This is a genomic window from Kitasatospora aureofaciens (assembly GCF_019192735.1).
In the GTDB taxonomy this organism is placed as follows: Bacteria; Actinomycetota; Actinomycetes; order Streptomycetales; family Streptomycetaceae; genus Kitasatospora; species Kitasatospora aureofaciens_A.
In genome coordinates this window covers 1-18,652 of the sequence record NZ_JAHTKP010000086.1, presented here as the reverse complement: position 1 = coordinate 18,652, position 18,652 = coordinate 1, and the positions used below count along the sequence as shown (strand labels likewise).

Annotated in this window: 13 protein-coding genes, 2 pseudogenes and 1 riboswitch; of the genes and pseudogenes, 11 read left to right on the top strand and 4 right to left on the bottom strand. The window is 72.6% G+C overall.

Features of this window, described 5'->3' with window-relative positions:
* Nucleotides 1-66: 66 nt before the first annotated feature.
* Nucleotides 67-696 carry a DUF4352 domain-containing protein gene (locus tag KV557_RS38155; protein WP_218206265.1) on the bottom strand — a complete coding sequence of 210 codons (630 nt, stop codon included), beginning with the start codon at nucleotides 694-696 and terminating at the stop codon, nucleotides 67-69.
* Between the two features lie 209 nt (nucleotides 697-905).
* On the opposite strand from KV557_RS38155, the gene KV557_RS38150 reads away from it, so the two are divergent.
* From KV557_RS38150 to KV557_RS38135, 4 genes are all read left to right on the top strand, one after another.
* Nucleotides 906-2,996: an N-6 DNA methylase gene (locus KV557_RS38150; protein WP_218206263.1), complete on the top strand. Its 2,091-nt coding sequence runs from the start codon at nucleotides 906-908 to the stop codon at nucleotides 2,994-2,996.
* Between the two features lie 273 nt (nucleotides 2,997-3,269).
* Nucleotides 3,270-3,866, top strand: a complete 597-nt coding sequence (locus KV557_RS38145; protein WP_218206261.1) for a hypothetical protein — start codon at nucleotides 3,270-3,272, stop codon at nucleotides 3,864-3,866.
* On the top strand, nucleotides 3,863-5,473 hold the full coding sequence (locus KV557_RS38140) for a serine/threonine-protein kinase (RefSeq protein WP_308130272.1): 1,611 nt from the start codon (nucleotides 3,863-3,865) through the stop codon (nucleotides 5,471-5,473). The genes KV557_RS38145 and KV557_RS38140 overlap by 4 nt, the downstream gene beginning before the upstream one ends.
* 288 nt (nucleotides 5,474-5,761) lie before the next feature.
* Entirely contained in the window at nucleotides 5,762-6,802 is a 1,041-nt protein-coding gene (locus KV557_RS38135; protein ID WP_218206259.1) for a MazG family protein, read from the top strand.
* Between the two features lie 53 nt (nucleotides 6,803-6,855).
* Here the strand turns inward: KV557_RS38135 and KV557_RS38130 are convergent, their stop codons facing one another.
* Nucleotides 6,856-7,281, bottom strand: coding sequence for an SDR family NAD(P)-dependent oxidoreductase (locus tag KV557_RS38130; RefSeq protein WP_218206257.1), 426 nt, complete (start codon nucleotides 7,279-7,281; stop codon nucleotides 6,856-6,858).
* A gap of 299 nt (nucleotides 7,282-7,580) precedes the next feature.
* On the opposite strand from KV557_RS38130, the gene KV557_RS38125 reads away from it, so the two are divergent.
* The 7 genes and pseudogenes from KV557_RS38125 to KV557_RS38095 all read left to right on the top strand — a co-directional run bounded on the left by KV557_RS38125 (nucleotide 7,581) and on the right by KV557_RS38095 (nucleotide 15,733).
* Nucleotides 7,581-8,891, top strand: a complete 1,311-nt coding sequence (locus KV557_RS38125) for a cytochrome P450 family protein (protein WP_218206255.1) — start codon at nucleotides 7,581-7,583, stop codon at nucleotides 8,889-8,891.
* A gap of 209 nt (nucleotides 8,892-9,100) precedes the next feature.
* Nucleotides 9,101-9,270, top strand: a riboswitch (cyclic di-AMP (ydaO/yuaA leader).
* A gap of 5 nt (nucleotides 9,271-9,275) precedes the next feature.
* Nucleotides 9,276-10,181, top strand: a complete 906-nt coding sequence (locus KV557_RS44275) for a LysM peptidoglycan-binding domain-containing protein (protein WP_218206253.1) — start codon at nucleotides 9,276-9,278, stop codon at nucleotides 10,179-10,181.
* Nucleotides 10,182-10,424: 243 nt separating this feature from the next.
* Nucleotides 10,425-11,711, top strand: coding sequence for a phosphopyruvate hydratase (gene eno, locus KV557_RS38115; RefSeq protein WP_218206251.1), 1,287 nt, complete (start codon nucleotides 10,425-10,427; stop codon nucleotides 11,709-11,711).
* Between the two features lie 138 nt (nucleotides 11,712-11,849).
* Nucleotides 11,850-12,356: an FtsB family cell division protein gene (locus KV557_RS38110; protein WP_256178565.1), complete on the top strand. Its 507-nt coding sequence runs from the start codon at nucleotides 11,850-11,852 to the stop codon at nucleotides 12,354-12,356.
* Nucleotides 12,328-12,867 (top strand): annotated as a pseudogene (locus KV557_RS38105) (DUF501 domain-containing protein); the annotation flags it as partial. The gene KV557_RS38110 and the pseudogene KV557_RS38105, both read left to right, overlap by 29 nt.
* A 134-nt stretch (nucleotides 12,868-13,001) precedes the next feature.
* A complete protein-coding gene (locus KV557_RS38100) occupies nucleotides 13,002-13,937 on the top strand; it encodes a Ppx/GppA phosphatase family protein (protein WP_218206277.1) in 936 nt (311 codons plus the stop codon).
* A gap of 428 nt (nucleotides 13,938-14,365) precedes the next feature.
* A complete protein-coding gene (locus KV557_RS38095) occupies nucleotides 14,366-15,733 on the top strand; it encodes an NAD(P)/FAD-dependent oxidoreductase (protein ID WP_218206248.1) in 1,368 nt (455 codons plus the stop codon).
* Nucleotides 15,734-15,908: 175 nt separating this feature from the next.
* On the opposite strand, the gene KV557_RS38090 is transcribed toward KV557_RS38095, so the two are convergent.
* Both KV557_RS38090 and KV557_RS43640 read right to left on the bottom strand, forming a co-directional pair.
* Complete coding sequence (locus tag KV557_RS38090) at nucleotides 15,909-18,464, bottom strand: ABC transporter permease (RefSeq protein WP_218206245.1); 2,556 nt, start codon at nucleotides 18,462-18,464, stop codon at nucleotides 15,909-15,911.
* Nucleotides 18,465-18,524: 60 nt separating this feature from the next.
* Nucleotides 18,525-18,652, bottom strand: a pseudogene (locus tag KV557_RS43640) (ABC transporter ATP-binding protein); the annotation flags it as partial.

The window sequence follows — 18,652 nt, the reverse complement described above, 5'->3', positions numbered from 1 at the left end:
TCTTCTCGGGCCGGTGCTGCTTTCCCGGGCCGGTGCCGTGAACCGAGGTGTCGGCCGATCCTGCGGTCAGCCGATCTTCCACTGGCCGACCTGGTTGGAGAAGCCGTTGTCCAGGGCGAACTGGACCTTGTCGAGCTTGGCGTCGGCCGGGATCTCGAAGGTGACGAAGCCCTTGCCGGTCTCGCCGGGGGCGATGTTGGTGGGGGTCTGGAAGGCCGGGCCGGCCTTGGTCTCGGCGAGGCTCGGGCCGTACGCCTGGCCCTGGGCGTCCACCACCTTGGCGCTGTCCCAGGGGGCCTCGCTGTAGGCCTGGCCGCCGGTGGCCTTGATCTGGAACTGCACGGCGACGTAGCGCTTGCCGTCGGCGGGCTTGAGGTACTCGTTCGCGCTCTCGGCCGGGTCGACCACCGTCACGGCGGTGACGTCGGCGGTGTTGCCCTTGTCCATGCCCTTGAGGGCGATGGTGTCGCCGACCTTGGCCGGGGCCTTGGGGGCGTCGGCGGGCTTGCTGTCGGCGGGCTTGGCCGCCGCGCCGGCGGCCGGGGAGGTCTGCTTGGCCTCGGTCGAGACGGTGGTGCCGCCGGTGGAGTTGCAGGCCGTCGCGGTGAGGGTGACCAGCGCGGCGCCCAGCAGGAGGGCGGCGGTGCGGCGGGTGGTGCGGCGGGCGGTGGTGCGGCGGGCGGTGCTCGCGGACATGGCGGTTCTCCCGGTGCTCGGTGTCTTCCTGGTGGTCACCCCTCGCTCGGTGGCGACAGAGAGATCACATCACCGATTCGTGAACCATGTCAATAGTAATTCACAAAAGACCTCTGTTCACATGTGAACTCGGGCGGACGGGTCCGTCGCTATGCTGTGTGATCACACCCCTGCCCTCCGGGTTCGCCCGCGTCGCCGAAGGAGCCCCCGTGCCGGACCGTCCCGAAGTGACCGCCGTCGAGATCGCCCGGCTGGCCGGCGTCGGCCGGGCCGCGGTCAGCAACTGGCGCCGCCGCCACGCCGACTTCCCCCGCCCGGCCGGTGGCACCGACGCCAGCCCCACCTTCGACCTCGGCGAGGTCGAGGCCTGGCTGCGCGACCAGGGCAAGATCGCCGAACTCCCGCTGCTCGAAAAGGCCTGGCAACTCGTCGACACCCTGCGCGACCCGGCCGGCCACCCCGCCGCGCCCCTCGTCGAGGCCGGCGCCGTCCTCCTCCTGCTGCACCGCGCCCCCGAGCGCTGGGCCTCCCTCGCCGCCGAATCCGACACCCGCCTCGCCACCGCGCTGCCCCGGGCCGTCGCCGACACCGTCGTTCACACCCTCGGCCTGGACGGCGCCGCGCTCCTCCGCCTCCCCGGCCTCCTCGGCAGCACCCAGCTCGACCTCGCCCGCCTGCTCGCCGCCCTCGCCGCGGACACCGGCGCCGCCGGGGCGTACGAGCAACTGCTCACCCGCTACGCCGAGGCCAACACCCGTCAGCTCAGCCCCACCCCGCCGGAGGCCGCCGAACTGCTCGCCGCCCTCGCCGACGCGTCCGCCTCCGTGCTCGACCCGGCCGCCGGCCTCGGCGCCGTCCTGCTCGCCCACCCGCCGGCCACCGCCCGCCACGGCCAGGACGCCGACCCGGTCACCGCCGCCCTCGCGCAGCTCCGGCTCGCCCTGCACACCCCCGCCGCCGAACCCGGCCCGCTCGCGCTCACGCTGCGCCCCGGCGACGCCCTGCGCGCCGACGGCTACCCCGGCGACACCTTCGACGCCGTGCTCTGCCAGCCCCCGTACAACGAACGGGACTGGGGGCACGACGAGTTGCAGTACGACACCCGCTGGCCCGGCGGACTCGTCCCGCCCCGCGGCGAGTCCGAACTCGCGTGGGTCCTGCACTGCCTCGCCCACACCCGCCCCGGCGGCCTCGCCGCCCTCCTCCTGCCCCCCACCGTCGCCACCCGCCGGGCGGGCCGCCGCATCCGCGCCGAACTCCTCCGCTCCGGCGCGCTGCGCGCCGTCATCGCCCTGCCCGCCGGCGCCGCCCCGCCGTACGGCGTCCCGCTGCACCTGTGGGTGCTCCGGGCGCCCCGGCCCGGGGACGACTTCCGGCAGGTCCTGCTGCTCGACGCGGGGGCCGGGACGGACGCCGGAGAGGGCGGACGCGACAAGGTCGACTGGCCCGCACTGCGCCGGACCGTCCTCGACGCCTGGCACGCCTTCGACCTCGCCGCCCGCGAGGGCCGGCCGGTGCCCGCCGACCGCCCCGGCGTCCACCGCACCATGGCCGCCATCGACCTGCTCGACGACGAGACCGACCTCGCGCCCGCCCGCCACGTCCCGCCCGCCGCCCCGCTCGGCGGCGCCGCCGAACTCGCCCACCTCAGCGGACGGTTGACCGAGCTCCTGGCCGGCCTGGCCGCCCCCGACACCCTCCTGCCCCGGCCCGGGGCCGAGCCGGCCGCCGGCGTCGTCTCGGTCGGCGAACTCGTCCGCAGCGGGGTGCTGGAGGTGTACTCCTCCGGCACCGGCGCCCCCACCCGTCCCGGCCCGGGCGACACCCCCGTCATCACCGACCAGGACCTCGCCACCGGCAACCCGCCCACCGCCGTTCTCGCCGCCCCCGCCACCCCCGGCGACCTCCGCACCCGGCCCGGCGACGTCCTCGTCCCCGCCCTCGGCGGCGGCCTCGCCCTCGTCGTCCCCGCCGAAGGCCCCCTCGTCGGCGCCGCCCTCGGCAGCCGCCTCCACCTCCTCCGGCCCGACCCGACCGCCCTCGACCCCGAATTCCTGGCCGGCCACCTCCGCTCCACCGCCGGCACCCGCCGCGCCGCCAGCCACGCCACCACCACCGCCCGCCTCGACATCCGCCGCGTCGAACTCCCCCGCCTCCCCCTCCCCGACCAACACCGCCTCGGCACCGCCTTCGCCCGCCTCGCCACCTTCACCACCACCCTCACCCAGGCCGCCGCCCTCGCCCACACCCTCACCCAGGCCGCCACGGACGCCCTGGCCACCGGCACCCTGACCCCATAGCGAGCGGGCCGGCCCCCGGCCAACGCCCGCCGCCCCAGCCCCTGTCGCGACGCCTCGCCCGCTCGCCGGCCTGCGAGGAGCCCCACACGCGGCCCCCGCCCATCGCCCGCCTGCCCGGTGCGTGCCTTCTCGGTGAGGCCACCCCCAAGTCGCCATTGCCGGGCGCCTTGGCAGCGGAGCGAAGGCCTCCGGAGTCGGTGGGTCGGGCGGTACGGTGTGCTGGGTCCGTCCGCATCGCGGCCGGCGTTGGTCCTCACCAGCTCAGGAGCACACATGGCAGGGCAGTACCCCGGGCCGTTCGGACCTCCGCCCGGTGGTGCCGTCACCGGCGGGATACCCGGTGCGGCCTCGGCCGCGCCCGGCCGGTTCGGGGTGCCCGTACGGGTGTTGTGTGCGCTCGCCCCGCTGCTGACGGCGGGTCTGCTGGGTGCCGTCCCGTCGTTGGTGCTGGCGATCCGCCGTCGGCGGCCGTACGACGTCGTCGGCGCGGTGGTGTACTGCGCGCTGTTCCTGACCATGATCGTCTGCGCGGGAATCGCGGGCAGCCTGAAGGCTTCGGCCGCGGACGTCGTCGGCCAGGTCGCGCTGGGCCTGCTCTGGCTCACCCCGTCGCTGCACTTCCTCCTGATGGACCGTCGCCCTCTCTGGGAGCCCACCGCTCCCGCCGCGCCGACCTTCTCCCCGTACGCGTCGACGATGCCCGGCCACATCACACCCCCGCCCGCTGCACCGCCCGCTGCACCGCCCGCTGCACCGCCCGCCGCGCCGCCCGCCGTGCCACCCGCTGCACCGCCCACGGCGCCGCCCGCCGACGACCTGCGCGAGCTCGGCGAACTGCTGCGCCGTCAGGCCCGCGAGGGCCGGACGTGACCGCCGTCGCCCGCGTGATCGGCGGCCGCTACCGGCTCGCCGAGAAGATCGGTCACGGCGGCATGGGCCAGGTGTGGGGCGGCCACGACGAACGCCTGGAGCGTCCGGTCGCGGTCAAGCTGCTCCGCACCGACCACCTCGTCACCCCCGACCCGTCCTACGCCACCACGACCACCGAACGCCGCCGCCACGGCGACGAGTTGCGCCGCCGCTTCCTCCGCGAGTGCCGCATCACGGCCGCGCTCGACCACCCCGGGCTGGTCACCGTCTTCGACGCCGGCGAGGACGAGGACGAGCTGTACCTCGTCATGCAGCGCGTCCCCGGGGTCAGCCTCGCCGACCTGATCGCCGAGGACGCGCCGTTCCCGATCGAGCGCGCGGTCGCCGTCGCCGCCCAGCTGTGCGCCGCACTGGCCGCCGTCCACGCCGTGCCGGTGGTGCACCGGGACCTCAAGCCCAGCAACGTGATGGTCCGCCACGACGGCCGGACCGTCCTGCTCGACCTCGGCATCGCCACCGCCCTCGACACCGACGCCACCCGCCTCACCCTCACCGGCGTGCCGATCGGCAGCCCGTCCTACATGGCCCCCGAGCAGGCGCTCTCCGCCACCACCGACCCGCGCAGCGATCTCTACGCGCTCGGCTGCCTCCTGCACGAGCTGCTCGCCGGCGAGGAGCCGTTCCGCGCGCCGACCGCCCTCGGCGTGCTGCGGCGGCACGTGGACGAGCCGCCGGTGCCGTTGCGCGAACTGCGGCCGGACGTGCCGCTGCCGCTCGAACGCCTCGTCCTCGACCTGCTCGCCAAGCAGCCCGCCGACCGCCCCGCCGACGCCCAGCAGGTGTACGCGCGGCTGCTCCCGCTGCTGCCCTCGGCCGAGCCTGCCGCCCAGCCGCGGTACGCGGTGCTGCCGGACCCGACGCGCCCGTACCGCTTCCCGCACCAGCCGCAGCCCGGCCCGGCGGATGCGGTCGCGTCCACGCCGGTGCGCCCGTCGGTGCCCACGCCGCCGCCCCCGCCCACGCCGCCTGTGGTGCCGACGCCCGTCCCTTCCGGCCCGGACCTTGCCACGGAGTGCGCCCGGCTCTCCGACCTCGTCGACGCCGGGCGCCACACCGAGGTCCTCGGCCTCGCCGCCCAGCTGCTGCGGCGTGCGGAGGCCGAACTCGGCGACGGCGCCCCGCTGGTGCGCACCATCCGCACCATCTACGCCCGCACCCTCCTCCAGGAACGCCACTACGGCCAGGCCCTCCCCGAGTACCGCCGCCTCGCTGCCACCGCCGAGGGCGGGCCGTACGGGCCCCAGGCCCTCGACCACCGCTACCGTGCGGCGATCTGCCTCGACCAGCTCGGCCAGGGCCCGGAGGCGATGGCCGAGTACCAGGCCCTGCTCGCCGCAGCGGCCCACGACACCGACCCCGAGCGCGCCTACGACCTCCGCGAACGGATCGGCCTCCGCCTCGCCGCCGCCGGCGACACCGAGAACGCCTGGCAGTGGCTCCTCCAGCTCCTCTTCGAACGCGAACGCCGCGACGGCCCCCACCACCTCGCCGTCCGCCGCCTCCGCCAGACCTTGGACACCCTCCAACCCCACCGCACCACCCGCTGAGCATCCCCGCCCACGCCAGAAGTCGATACTTCCGACTTCCTGCGCACAGGTGGTGGCCTGAACGCCGCCCGCGGCAGGAAGTCGAACCCGCCGACTTGCTGCGGCCACCCCGAGAGCGACTGCCGGGCTCCCGCTCAGCGGTTCGCTCCGGTGACCAGGAGGTCGGCAGGGTCGACTTACTGCGCAGCCGGTTTGTGCTGAGCGCGGCGGGGTCGACTTCCAGCGGAGTGGTGGGAGCCCGCGGATCCGGAGGGCGGCGGGGGTGCCGTGGCGGGTAGGTTCGGGGGTGTGACGACGAATTCTCCGGGCGCGAAGTTGATCCTGCTCACCACCACCCACCGGGTGGCTCCCGGGTTGCTGGCGTGGCCGGCGTGGGAGGCGTTGCGGTCGGCGGGGCGGGTGCTGGTCGGGGATGCCGGGCATCCGCAGGTGCCAGCGGTGCGGCAGGCCGGGGTGGCGGTGGAGGTCGTGGCGGCCGGGTCGGCGCCCGCGCTGGCGCGGCTGCTGACCGGGCAGCCGGCGGAGGCGGGGCCGACGGTGTGGCTGGGCAGCCCGGACGGGGATCCGGGGCTGACGAATGCGTTGGCGCGGCTGGCGGTGGAGCACGCGGGCGAGGTGCCGGAGATCGAGGTGCTGCCGGGGTCGTACGACCTGCCGGGGGCGCGCCTGTTGGACCTGGTGTCGGTGATGGACCGCCTGCGCTCGCCGGGCGGCTGCCCGTGGGATGCCGAGCAGACGCACGCGAGCCTGGTGAAGTACCTGGTCGAGGAGGCGTACGAGCTGGTCGAGGCGATCGAGGAGGGGGACCGGGACACGCTGCGCGAGGAGCTGGGGGACGTCCTCCTCCAGGTGTTCTTCCACTCCCGGATCGCCGAGGAGCACCCGACCGAGGCGTTCTCGATCGACGACGTGGCCGGCGACATCGTCGAGAAGCTGATGTACCGGCACCCGCACGTGTTCGGGGACGTCGAGGCCGAGGGCGCCGCCGAGGTGGAGGCGAACTGGGAGCAGCTGAAGGCGGCCGAGAAGGCGGACCGGGAGTCGGTGCTGGACGGCGTGCCGGCCGGGCTGCCGTCGCTGGCGTACGCGGCGAAGCTGGTGTCGCGGGTGCGCCGGGCGGGGTTCGCGGGGGTGCCGGACGAGCCGTACGAGCTGCCCGCGGAGCTCACGGCGGAGTCCGCGGGCAGGCTGCTGCTGGCGGTGGCGCAGCGCGCGCACGACGCCGGGGTGGACGTGGACGCGGCGCTGCGGGCCGCCGCGCGCGGCTACCGGGACGCGGTGCGTGCGGCGGAGGGGCTCAAGCCCGCGAAGCCCGAGCAGCCTGAATAGGCCCGGATAAGCCCGAACAGCCCGAACAGCCCGAACAGCCCGAACAAGGGCGCCTACGCCGCCGTCGCAGCGTCCCGGACGGCCCGTCGCTGCCGCGGGACGACCTCGCCGATCGCCTCGCCGACGAGGGCGACGAGTTCGGCGAGCCGCTCCAGGCCGAGGTGGTCGGGCAGGTCGGCGAGGGAGACGATCCGCTCGCCGTCCGGGCCCGCGACGCAGAACAGGTCGATCGGCCCGAGGTGCTTCTCGGCGGTGTCGACGAGCGCGGCGACGTCGCTGGGGCGGCGGACGTCCCCGCCGACGCCGACGACGGGGCAGCCGGGCCGGTCGAGCTCGGTGGCGAGGTCCTCGGCGACGCCGACATGCGTGTCGGCGATCAGCACCCCGGCGGCGCCGGCCGCGGTGAACCGTCGGGCGAGGTCGGCCCCCGACCCGCCGTCGAGTACCGCGATGACGACGACTGCCCCGGTGACCCGCATGGTGCGCTCCTCCCTGTGGGCGGCTCCGCACCGGCGCCCACGATTTTCTGCCGAGGATCGTAGGCACGTCCTGACCCTCCGCAACAGGGATTACCCCTCAGGTGACCAGGCTCACGCCTGCCGTGCGGCCAAGACCTGTCCAAGAGCCGTCCACTGGCCGTCCACAAACCATCCACGGGGTGTTGAGCAGGCGTCCCGAAGCCGTCCGCCGCCCGTTGACGAACCGGTCACGTGCCGTTGATGGCCGGGGACGACCGCGGATGGCCGGGCGCACCCGACCCACCGGATACGGTCGACCCATGCCAGTTCAGCCCGACGCCGCCCGCCCGCCGCTCTTCACCTGGGAGTTCGCCGCCGATCCGTACCCGGCCTACGCGTGGCTGCGCGAGCACGCCCCCGTGCACCGCACCACGCTGCCGAGCGGGGTGGAGGCCTGGCTGGTGACCAGGTACGCGGACGCGCGCCAGGCGCTGGCGGACGGCCGGCTGTCGAAGAACCCGGCGCACCACAGCGAACAGGCGCACCGCACCGGCCGGGTGGGCATCCCGGGGGAGCGGCAGGCGGACCTGATGACGCACCTGCTGAACATCGACCCGCCGGACCACACCCGGCTGCGCCGCCTGGTGTCGAAGGCGTTCACGCCGCGCCGGGTGGCCGAGTTCGAGCCGCGGGTGCAGCAGCTCACCGACCGCCTGATCGACGGCTTCGCGCAGCGCGGTTCGGCGGACCTCATCCACGAGTTCGCGTTCCCGCTCCCCATCTACGCGATCTGCGACATGCTGGGCGTGCCGGCCGAGGACCAGGACGACTTCCGCGACTGGGCCGGCATGATGCTGCGACACACAAAGCCTGGTCACGGCAGCGGCCAGCGCGGCGGCGTGGGACGTGCGGTGAAGCGGATGCGGGCGTATCTGCTGGAGCTGATCCACCGCAAGCGGGCGGACCTCGGGGACGATCTGATCTCGGGCCTGATCCGGGCGAGCGACCACGGCGAGCACTTGACGGAGAACGAGGCCGCCGCGATGGCGTTCATCCTCCTATTCGCCGGGTTTGAAACGACGGTCAACCTGATCGGCAACGGCACGTACGCGCTGCTGCGCAACCCCGAGCAGCGCGCGCTGCTGCAGGAGTCGGTGGCCCGCGGCGAGACGGCGCTGCTGGAGACCGGGATCGAGGAACTCCTGCGCTACGACGGGCCGGTGGAGCTGGCGACCTGGCGGTTCGCGACCCGGCCGCTGACCATCGGCGGGGTGGACATCCCGGTCGGCGACCCGGTTCTGGTGGTGCTCGCCGCGGCCGATCGCGACCCGGCCCGGTTCGCCGACGAGAACACCCTGGACCTGGCCCGGACGGACAACCCGCATCTGGGCTTCGGGCACGGGATCCACTACTGCATCGGCGCGCCGCTGGCCCGGCTCGAAGGGCGAAGTGCGCTGGCCACGCTGCTTTCCCGGCTGCCCGATCTGCGGTTGGCGGAAAGTCCGGAGAATCTGCGCTGGCGCGGTGGCCTGATCATGCGTGGATTGCGTGAACTTCCGGTCGAATTCAGCCCGGAGAGCCGGTCGCCGCACGCACCCGTCGCGGCGTCCCCGACCGCTCCGACACGCTGACGAAACGTCGCCAATACGCTCCTGAAGCCGGTATGAACACCCATCAACCCGGACAAACCTTCTCCGTTGGTAGGCGATCGACCCTGCGCCGTAATTTCTGTGTGATGTCGGCGATATGAGCTTGTGATCGGTCTGAGGATCTGTCTACTCTCCGTGGAGTTCGCAGCTGCGGACCTCGTACGCGGAACGCCGAGTCCTGCCCGCCGCGCAACGGGAAACCGACCAGAACCCTGGGCAGGGGCGGGGGAACCAGGTTTGTTGCCGTTCCCCAACGGCTTGGGGTGAAGCCGCCCAAGCGGAATCGTTTCCGCTGACGGCGGCCGGGCCACCTCCCGGTCCGAACCCGACAGCTCACCTCGCAGGCGTGCGGAGAGGGACCTCTTCATGCTGTTCGTTGGAACTGGCCGTCATCGTCGTCGCACCCAGGCCGAGAAGGCCATCGCCGTCGCCGGCGTGGCCGGCGTCGGACTCGCGCTGCCGATCCTCACCGCGACCGGCGCCTCCGCCGCCCCCGCCTCCGCCTGGGACTCCGTCGCCCAGTGCGAGAGCGGCGGCGACTGGGGCATCAACACCGGCAACGGCTTCTACGGCGGCCTGCAGTTCACCTCCAGCACGTGGAAGGCGTACGGCGGCACCTCGTACGCGCCGCAGGCCAACCAGGCCGACAGGGCGCAGCAGATCGCGGTGGCCGAGAAGGTCCTGGCCTCGCAGGGTCCGGGCGCCTGGCCGGTCTGCTCGAAGAAGGCCGGCCTGTCGAAGGGCGGCGCCCCGGCGTCGGTCGACACCTCCTCGGACGCCCAGCCCGCCGCCCAGTCGCACGCCGCGAAGCCCGCGCAGCCGAAGCCGGCTCAGAAGCCCGTCCAGCAGCAGGCCCAGCAGCAGACCCAGAGGCCGGCCGCCCAGCCGCAGACGCAGCATCAGGCCCAGCCCCAGGCCGGCTGGGACGCCGACGCGAAGGTGTACTGGTACCAGAACAACGGCGCCTGGTACTGGACCAGCCACCAGAGCGTCTACCAGCAGTACGCCCAGTACGCCGGCCAGGCCGCGACCCAGTACGCGCCGGCAGCCCAGTCCGCCCCCGCCCCCGCGCCGGCCCCCGCGCACCGCGCCCAGCCCGCCGCGCCGCAGGGCGGCCACGACTACACCGTGCGCGACGGCGACACGCTGTCGAGCATCGCCGCCGCCCAGGGCGTCTCCGGCGGCTGGCAGTCGGTGTACGACGGCAACCATGGCACCGTCGGCGGCGACCCGAACCTGATCCTCCCCGGCCAGGTCCTGCACCTCGGCTGACCCGCCCGGGCAACGGAATTCACGAAGGGGGCCGCTTCCGGCCCCCTTCGTCCGCGTTCGCCCCCTTTGCTGGGGCAACCAGGTGAACTACCGGCGGGTAGCACGGCCACACGCTGAGACGGGACCCAAGGTCAGCGTGGCCCGGGGAGCCCGTGCGGTTAGGCTCTGGTCGTAACGACTCCGCAATCGTCCCGCTGACATCACCACCGTCAGCCGGACCCTGCTTCCGCAAGGAGATGCCTCGTGCCGTCCATCGATGTCGTCGTAGCCCGTGAGATTCTCGACTCGCGTGGCAACCCCACGGTCGAGGTCGAGGTCGGCCTCGACGACGGCAGCACCGGTCGTGCCGCTGTCCCGTCGGGTGCCTCCACCGGTGCCTTCGAGGCGCTGGAGCTCCGCGACGGTGACAAGAACCGCTACTTCGGCAAGGGCGTGGAGAAGGCCGTTCTGGCCGTCATCGAGCAGATCGGCCCGGAGCTGGTCGGCTACGACGCCACCGAGCAGCGTCTGATCGACCAGGCCATGCTCGACCTGGACGCCACCCCGGACAAGTCCTCGCTCGGCGCCAACGCCATCCTGGGCGTCTCGCTGGCCGTCGCGCACGCCGCCTCCGAGGCCAGCGACCTGCCGCTGTTCCGCTACCTGGGCGGCCCGAACGCGCACGTCCTGCCGGTCCCGATGATGAACATCCTCAACGGCGGTTCGCACGCGGACTCCAACGTCGACATCCAGGAGTTCATGATCGCCCCGATCGGCGCGGAGTCCTTCTCCGAGGCCGTCCGCTGGGGCGTCGAGGTCTACCACACCCTCAAGGGCGTGCTGAAGGAGCGCGGCCTGTCCACCGGCCTCGGCGACGAGGGCGGCTTCGCACCGAACCTGGACAGCAACCGCGAGGCCCTGGACCTCATCACCGAGGCCATCCAGAAGGCCGGCTACGTGCCCGGTCGCGACATCGCGCTCGCCCTGGACGTCGCCGCCTCCGAGTTCTACAAGGACGGCGCCTACCAGTTCGAGGGCAAGGCCCTCTCCGCCGCCGAGCTCATCGAGTACTACGCCGAGCTGGTCGCCGCCTACCCGCTGGTCTCCATCGAGGACCCGCTGGACGAGTCGGACTGGGACGGCTGGAAGGCCATGACCGTCAAGCTGGGCGACAAGGTCCAGCTGGTCGGCGACGACCTGTTCGTCACCAACCCGGCCCGCCTGGCCAAGGGCATCGAGACCGGCACCGCCAACGCGCTGCTGGTGAAGGTGAACCAGATCGGCTCGCTGACCGAGACCCTGGACGCCGTCGAGCTGGCCCAGCGCAACGGCTACCGCTGCATGATGTCGCACCGCTCCGGCGAGACCGAGGACGTCACCATCGCCGACCTGGCCGTCGCCACCAACTGCGGCCAGATCAAGACCGGCGCCCCGGCCCGCTCCGAGCGCGTCGCCAAGTACAACCAGCTGCTGCGCATCGAGGAGATCCTCGACGACGCCGCCGAGTACGCCGGCCGCGGCGCCTTCCCGCGGTTCAAGCACGAGGGCTGAGCGCTGACGCCAGGGGGCTGAGCGCCCCCGGTAGTGCATGCCTGACCGGTGCCCCGCCGTTCACCCCGTAGGGTGGACGGCGGGGCACCGTCGCGACCAGGAGGGGAACGGGAGATGGCAGGCTGGAGGATCCCGGGCTTGGCGGCCCGGCCTCGCTTCACGAGCCGGGCGACCGTCCTCGTCCTGGTGCTCTGCTCGCTGGTGGCGATCCTCGCCTACCCGACGCGGCAGTTCATCTCCCAGCGCGCCGAGATCTCCGCCCAGCGGGCGAAGGCCGAGCACGCCCGGCAGCAGGTCGAGCAGCTGCGCCGGGAGAAGGCCCGCTGGCAGGACCCGGAGTACGTCAAGGCGCAGGCCCGCGCCCGGCTGCACTACGCGATGCCGGGGGAGACCCCGTACATCGCGGTGGGCCCGGCAGCTCCGGCCGCCGCCCCGTCCTCCGCCGCCTCGTCCGCCCCCTCCGACGGCACGGCCACCGGCCCGCTGAAGGCCGCCAAGCCCTGGTACTCCAGCATCTGGGACTCGGTGGACGCCGCCGACACCGCCGCCCCGGCTGCTCTGGCCCCGGCTACCCTGGCCCCTCCGTCGGCTCGTCCGCTCCCACCACCGCCATCCGCTGGAGACACCTCCCCCCATGACCACTGAGAACCACCCCGCCGTCTCCGACGCCGACGTCGCGGCCATCGCCGCCCAGCTCGGCCGGGTGCCGCGCGGCCTGCGCGGCGTGGCGCACCGCTGCCCCTGCGGCAACCCGGACGTCGTGGAGACGGCCCCCCGGCTACCGGACGGCACGCCGTTCCCGACGCTCTACTACCTGACCTGCCCCAAGGCCGCCTCGCTGATCGGCACCCTGGAGGCGGACGGCGTGATGAAGGAGCAGAGCGCCCGGCTCGCCGAGGACCCGGAGCTGGCCGCCGCCTACCAGAAGGCGCACGAGGACTACATCGCCCGGCGCGACGCCATCGAGGTGCTGGAGGGCTTCCCGAGCGCCGGCGGCATGCCGGACCGGGTCAAGTGCCTGCACGTGCTGGTGGGCCATTCGCTGGCGGCCGGCGAGGGCGTCAACCCGCTCGGCGACGAGGCGATCGGCATGCTGGAGGACTGGTGGGCCAAGGGCCCGTGCGTCTCCCCGGCCGAGGTCGAGGCGGCCGGTGAGCGGGTCGCCCGCAACCGGGCCAAGGAGCAGGACCACGCGGCCGTGATCGCCGCCAAGGAGCAGAAGACCGCCGAGCGCGCCGCCAAGAAGCGCGAGGCCGAGGAAGCCGAAGCGGAGCAGGAGTCCGAGTGAGCATGACCCGCGTGGCCGCGATCGACTGCGGCACCAACTCGATCCGCCTGCTGGTCGCCGATCTCGACCCGGAGACCGGGGAGATCATCGACCTGGACCGCCGGATGATCATCAACCGGCTGGGCCAGGGCGTCGACCGGACCGGCCGGCTGCACCCGGACGCGCTGGCCCGCACCTTCGCGGCCTGCCGCGAGTACCGGGAGATCATCAGCGGCTTCGGCGTCGGCCCGGAGCGCACCCGCTTCGTCGCCACCAGCGCCTCCCGGGACGCCGAGAACAGCGACGAGTACGTCAAGGGCGTCCGCGACATCCTGGGCGTCGAGCCCGAGGTGGTCAGCGGCGAGGAGGAGGCGCACCTCTCCTTCGTCGGCGCCACCAAGGAGCTGACCAGAGGTCAGTTCCCGGCGCCGTACCTGGCGTTCGACCTTGGCGGCGGCTCGACCGAGTTCGTGCTCGGCGGGGACGACGTGCAGGCGGCGCGCTCGGTGGACATCGGCTGCGTCCGGCTGACCGAGCGCCACTTCGGTGGCGCCGAGCTGCCCTCCGAGGAGCAGATCGCGGCCGCCCGGGCCCACGTGCGGGCCGAGCTGGACAAGGCCGAGGAGGTCGTCCCGCTGACCGGCGCGGCCACTCTGGTGGGCCTGGCCGGGACGGTCACCACGGTGTCCGCGATCGCCCAGGAACTGCCCGCCTACGACTCGGTGGCGGTCCACCACTCGCGGATCAGTCGGGAGCGGGTCGCCGAGATCGCCCGTGAGCTGCTGGCTGCCACGCACGCCGAGCGCGCGGCGATTCCGTCGTTGCACCCGGGCCGGGTGGACGTGATCGCGGCCGGCGCGCTGGAGCTGCTGGAGATCATGGACCGGACCGGTGCCGCCGAGGTGGTCGTGAGCGAGCACGACATCCTCGACGGGATCGCCTGGAGTATGGCCACCTGACCCCCTGCACGCCTTACCTGACCGGCCTCGGAGCCCCTTTCGGGGGTCCGGGGCCGGGGCACGCCCGGGTGCGTGCGGGAAGCTTCGTGAATTTCTTCACATGGCGATCCCGCCATTCGTTGCAGCCGGTCGCCCGCTACGTCCGAAATGTGGGACCGAAGGCTCGCCGTGCGTAGCGGCCGTTGGATCGCAGGTCAGGCCTCGGCTGAGGTTTGAGAATCGAAATCACGAGCGGGAACCCGGGCGCTGTACGGATCGTTGCTGCTCAGCCGGGTGGTGTGTGCCCCGGTGCTCACGGGGTGCCCCCGGGGGTGGTGAGATGTCGCTCAGGGGGCCGATTTGTGGCCGCGCAGTGTAGCACGGGGTGTCCATGCACTTGTGACCGGGCTCACGAAGGCTGCTCCGGACGGTGCTGGATACTTTCGGATATGAGCACCACGGAGCGTCCTCGCATCCTCATTGTCGGCGGTGGTTACGTCGGCCTGTATGCCGCGATGCGCATCCTCAAGAAGATGCGCTACGGCGAAGCGACCGTCACGGTCGTGGACCCGCGGTCGTACATGACGTACCTGCCCTTCCTCCCCGAGGCGGCCGGCGGCAACGTCGCGCCTCGCAACCTCGTCGCGCCGCTGCGCAGCGCCCTCAAGAAGGCGGAGGTGCTCACCGGTGCGGTCACCGGTGTGGACCACGCCCGCAAGGTCGCCACCATCCAGCCCGCGGCCGGCGACTCCTACGAGCTGCCCTTCGAGTACCTGGTCGTCGCGACCGGCTCGGTCTCCCGCACCTTCCCGATCCCGGGTCTGGCGGAGCACGGCATCGGCATGAAGACGGTCGAGGAGGCCATCAGCCTCCGCAACCACGTCATGGCCCAGCTGGACAAGGCCGAGTCCACCACGGACGAGGCGATCCGCCGCCAGGCCCTGACCTTCGTCGTCATCGGCGGTGGCTTCGCCGGTGTCGAGACGATCGCCGAGATCGAGGACATGGCGCGCGACGCCGCCAAGATCTACAAGACCGTCAGCCGCGACGACATGCGCTTCATCCTGGTGGAGGCGGCCAACCGCATCCTCCCGGAGATGGGCCCGGACCTCGGTCTGTGGACCAAGGAGAAGCTCGAAGAGCGCAACATCGAGGTCTACATCGAGACCTCCATGGACTCCTGCGTCGACCAGCACGTCGTGCTCAAGAACGGCCTGGAGATGGACGCCTCCACCATCGTGTGGACGGCCGGCGTGAAGCCGAACCCGGTGCTGGCCAACTTCGGCCTGCCGCTGGGCCCGCGCGGCCACGTCGACACCGCGCCGACCCTCCAGGTCCAGGGCTTCGACTACGTCTGGTCCGCCGGCGACAACGCCCAGGTGCCGGACCTCGCCGTCGGCGAGGGCGCCTGGTGCCCGCCGAACGCGCAGCACGCCTGCCGTCAGGCCGTCGTCCTCGGCGACAACGTGATCTCCGGTATGCGCGGCTTCCCGCAGAAGGAGTACAAGCACAAGAACCTCGGTGCGGTCGCCGGTCTCGGCCTGCACAAGGGTGTCGCGATCCTCTTCGGCAAGTTCAAGCTGAAGGGCCGCCTCGCCTGGTGGTTCCACCGCGCGTACCACGGCGCCATGGTGCCGACCTTCAACCGCAAGGTCCGGGTCTTCACCGACTGGACGCTGGCCGTCTTCCTGAAGCGCGAGATGGTCGGCCTGTCCCAGATGGAGAAGCCGTACCTGCCCATCCAGGAGGTCACGGCGCCCACGAAGCCCGTGGAGGCCGCCAAGCCGGCCGCCGAGAAGGAACTCGCCAGCAAGTAAGCGACTGAGGCCCCGGTGTGGGAGCACCGGGGTATGAGTCGGAGGCCCTCCGCCCGGCAGCGTCGCCGGACCACGACCTCCGTGGTGCTCAGCCGGCCGTGCGACCGGGCGGAGTACAGAAGTAGGAAGGCCCCTGCCGAACCCGGCAGGGGCCTTCCGCGTGCTCGGCCGAGCGTCAGTCGGTCTTGATGCTCTCCAGGATGTCCAGCTTGGACGCCCGGCGGGCCGGCCAGATCGCGGCCACCAGGCCGACCAGTCCGGCCAGGGCCAGGAACAGCGCCAGCTGGCCGTACGGGAGGACCGTGGTCAGACCGGCCAGGCTGGACTTCAGGGTGCCGTTGATCGCCCAGGCGATGAAGCAGCCGAGCAGCAGGCCGATGCCGGCGCCGAACAGCGAGATCACCACGGACTCCAGACGGACCATCCGCTTGATGCCCCGGCGGTCCAGGCCGATCGCCCGCAGCATCCCGATCTCGCGCTTGCGCTCGAAGACCGACATCGCCAGCGTGTTGATCACACCGAGGATCGCGATCAGGACCGCCATCGCCAGCAGCCCGTACATCAGGTTCAGCGCGAAGGTGATGATCTGGCTGAAGTCGTCGCGGACCTCCTGCTTGGACTTGACCTCGATCACCGGGTTGGCGCCGGTGGCGTCCTTGAGCGACTGCTTGAGCGCGCCGGTCGCGCCGTCCTTGCTCTTGACCAGGACGTCGGAGACGTACGGCTTCGGGTCGTGCTTGGCGATCTCGCTGTTGGCCAGGACGACCGGGCCGAGCATGCCGCCCGTCTCGTACACGCCGCCGACGGTGAGCTGCCCGGTGGACTGGTCCGGGTAGGACACGGTCATCGTCGAGCCGGTGGTGACGTTGAACTTCTTGGCGACGTCCTGGTCCACCAGGAGCTTGCCCTGGCCGAGCGCGGCGGCGGAGCCACTGGTCAGCCTGACCTCGGCGAGCTGGTCGAAGGTGTCCGCGTTCAGGCCGGTGATCGCCTTGCTGGTGCCGTCGAGCTCCCAGTAGGCGGCGGTCAGCGGCGAGGAGGCGACCACCCCGGGGGCCTTGGCGATCTGGGCGGCCACCTGGTCGGACAGGCTCATGCCGTTGGCGGCCGAGACGATGTAGTCGGCCTTCATGGAGCTGGTGACGGCCTTGTCGATCGCGCCGCCGACCGACGCGCCGATCACGGTGAGGCCGCTGACCAGGGTCAGGCCGATGGTGAGCGCGGCGGCGGTGGCCGCGGTGCGGCGCGGATTGCGCACGGCGTTCTGCTGGGCGAGCTTGCCCGGGGTGCCGCCGAGGCCCCGCAGCAGCGGGCCGACCAGCGCGACCACCGGGCGGGACAGCAGCGGCAGCAGGACGAACACGCCGATCAGGGCCAGGAAGGCGCCCAGGCCGACCGGCATCCGGCCGCTGTCGTCACCGGTGGAGGCGCCGAAGCCGATCAGCGCGAGGCCGCCGGCGGCGAGCAGCGAGCCGATCGTGTTGCGGACCACCAGGCTCTTCTGGCTGGCCGGCTGGTCGCCGCTGCTCATCGCGGCCACCGGGGCGATCCGGGCGGCGCGCAGGGCGGGCAGCAGGGCGGAGAGCACCGTCACCAGTACACCGACGCCGATGGTCACCACGACGGTGAGCGGCTTGATCACCAGCGTGCCGTTCGGCATGTTCTCGTTCAGCGTGCCGATCAGGGACTGCATCCCGGCGCCGATCCCGATACCGACGATCAGACCGGCCGTGGCAGAGACCGTGCCGATGAGCAGGGCCTCGATCAGGACGGAGCGGGTGACCTGCTTGCGGCTGGCGCCGATCGCCCGCAGCAGCGCGAGCTCCTTGGTGCGCTGGGCGACCAGCATGGTGAAGGTGTTGGCGATGATGAAGATGCCGACGAAGAGCGAGATCAGGGCGAACACGAGCAGCATGGTGCGCATGCTGTCGGTGCTCTTGGTGATCATGGCCTGCTCGTCGGCCTTGAGCTTGGCGCCGGTCTCGACGTCGAACTGGTGGCCGGACACGGTGGGCTGGGCCTGGGCGAGCAGCGCGTCCTCGGTGGTGCCGGGCTTGGCGGTGAGCACGATGCTGCTGTAGCGGCCGGGCTCCAGCAGCAGCTGCTGGGCGGTGGCGCGGTCGAACAGGGTGAGCGTGCCGCCGGTGTTCACCACCGGGTCGTCGGTGGTGAAGATGCCGGTGAGCCTGGCCTCGACCACTGGGCCGTTGGCGGCGACCCGGACGGTGTCGCCGACCTTGTAGTCCGCCTTGTCGGCGGTCTTTCGGTCGAGCGCGATCTCCTTGCCGTTCTTCGGGCCCTGGCCCTCGGCCATCGGGTAGCGCGGGTCCTTGCCGTCCTGGCCCGGGGCGAAGTTGGCGCCCTTGGCGGCCCAGAACTGGCCGATCAGGTTGCCGCCCCGGTCGGCGACCCCGGTGAAGCCGCTGACCACGCCGCGGGCGTTGGCGGTGCCCGGCAGGGCGTCCAGCTGCTGGACGGTGGCGTCGGTGAGCGCGGCGGAGCCGCTCTCGCTCTTCTGCTTGGCCGAGGCGTTCGAGCCGGCCGCGCGGTCCACGACCTGGACCGAGACGTCCGAGTAGCTCTTGGAGTTGCTGTCCCGCATGGCCTTGCCGAAGGTGTCGGAGAAGACCATGGTGCCCGCCACGAAGGCGGTGCCCAGCATGACGGCGAGCGCCGTCATCAGCAGCCGGCCCTTGTGGGCCAGCACGTTGCGCAAAGCGGTGCGGTACATGAGGTGTCCTGAAGTCGCGTGGGGGGCGGCGGGCTGCCGGGCCCTGACTGGTCGTGGCCTTTAGCTGGTGCGGCCCTTGGCGTCGAAGCGGCGCATGCGGTCCAGGACGGTGTCGGCGGTGGGGGTGTGGAGTTCGTCGACGATGCGGCCGTCGGCGAGGAAGACGACGCGGTCGGCGTAGGAGGCGG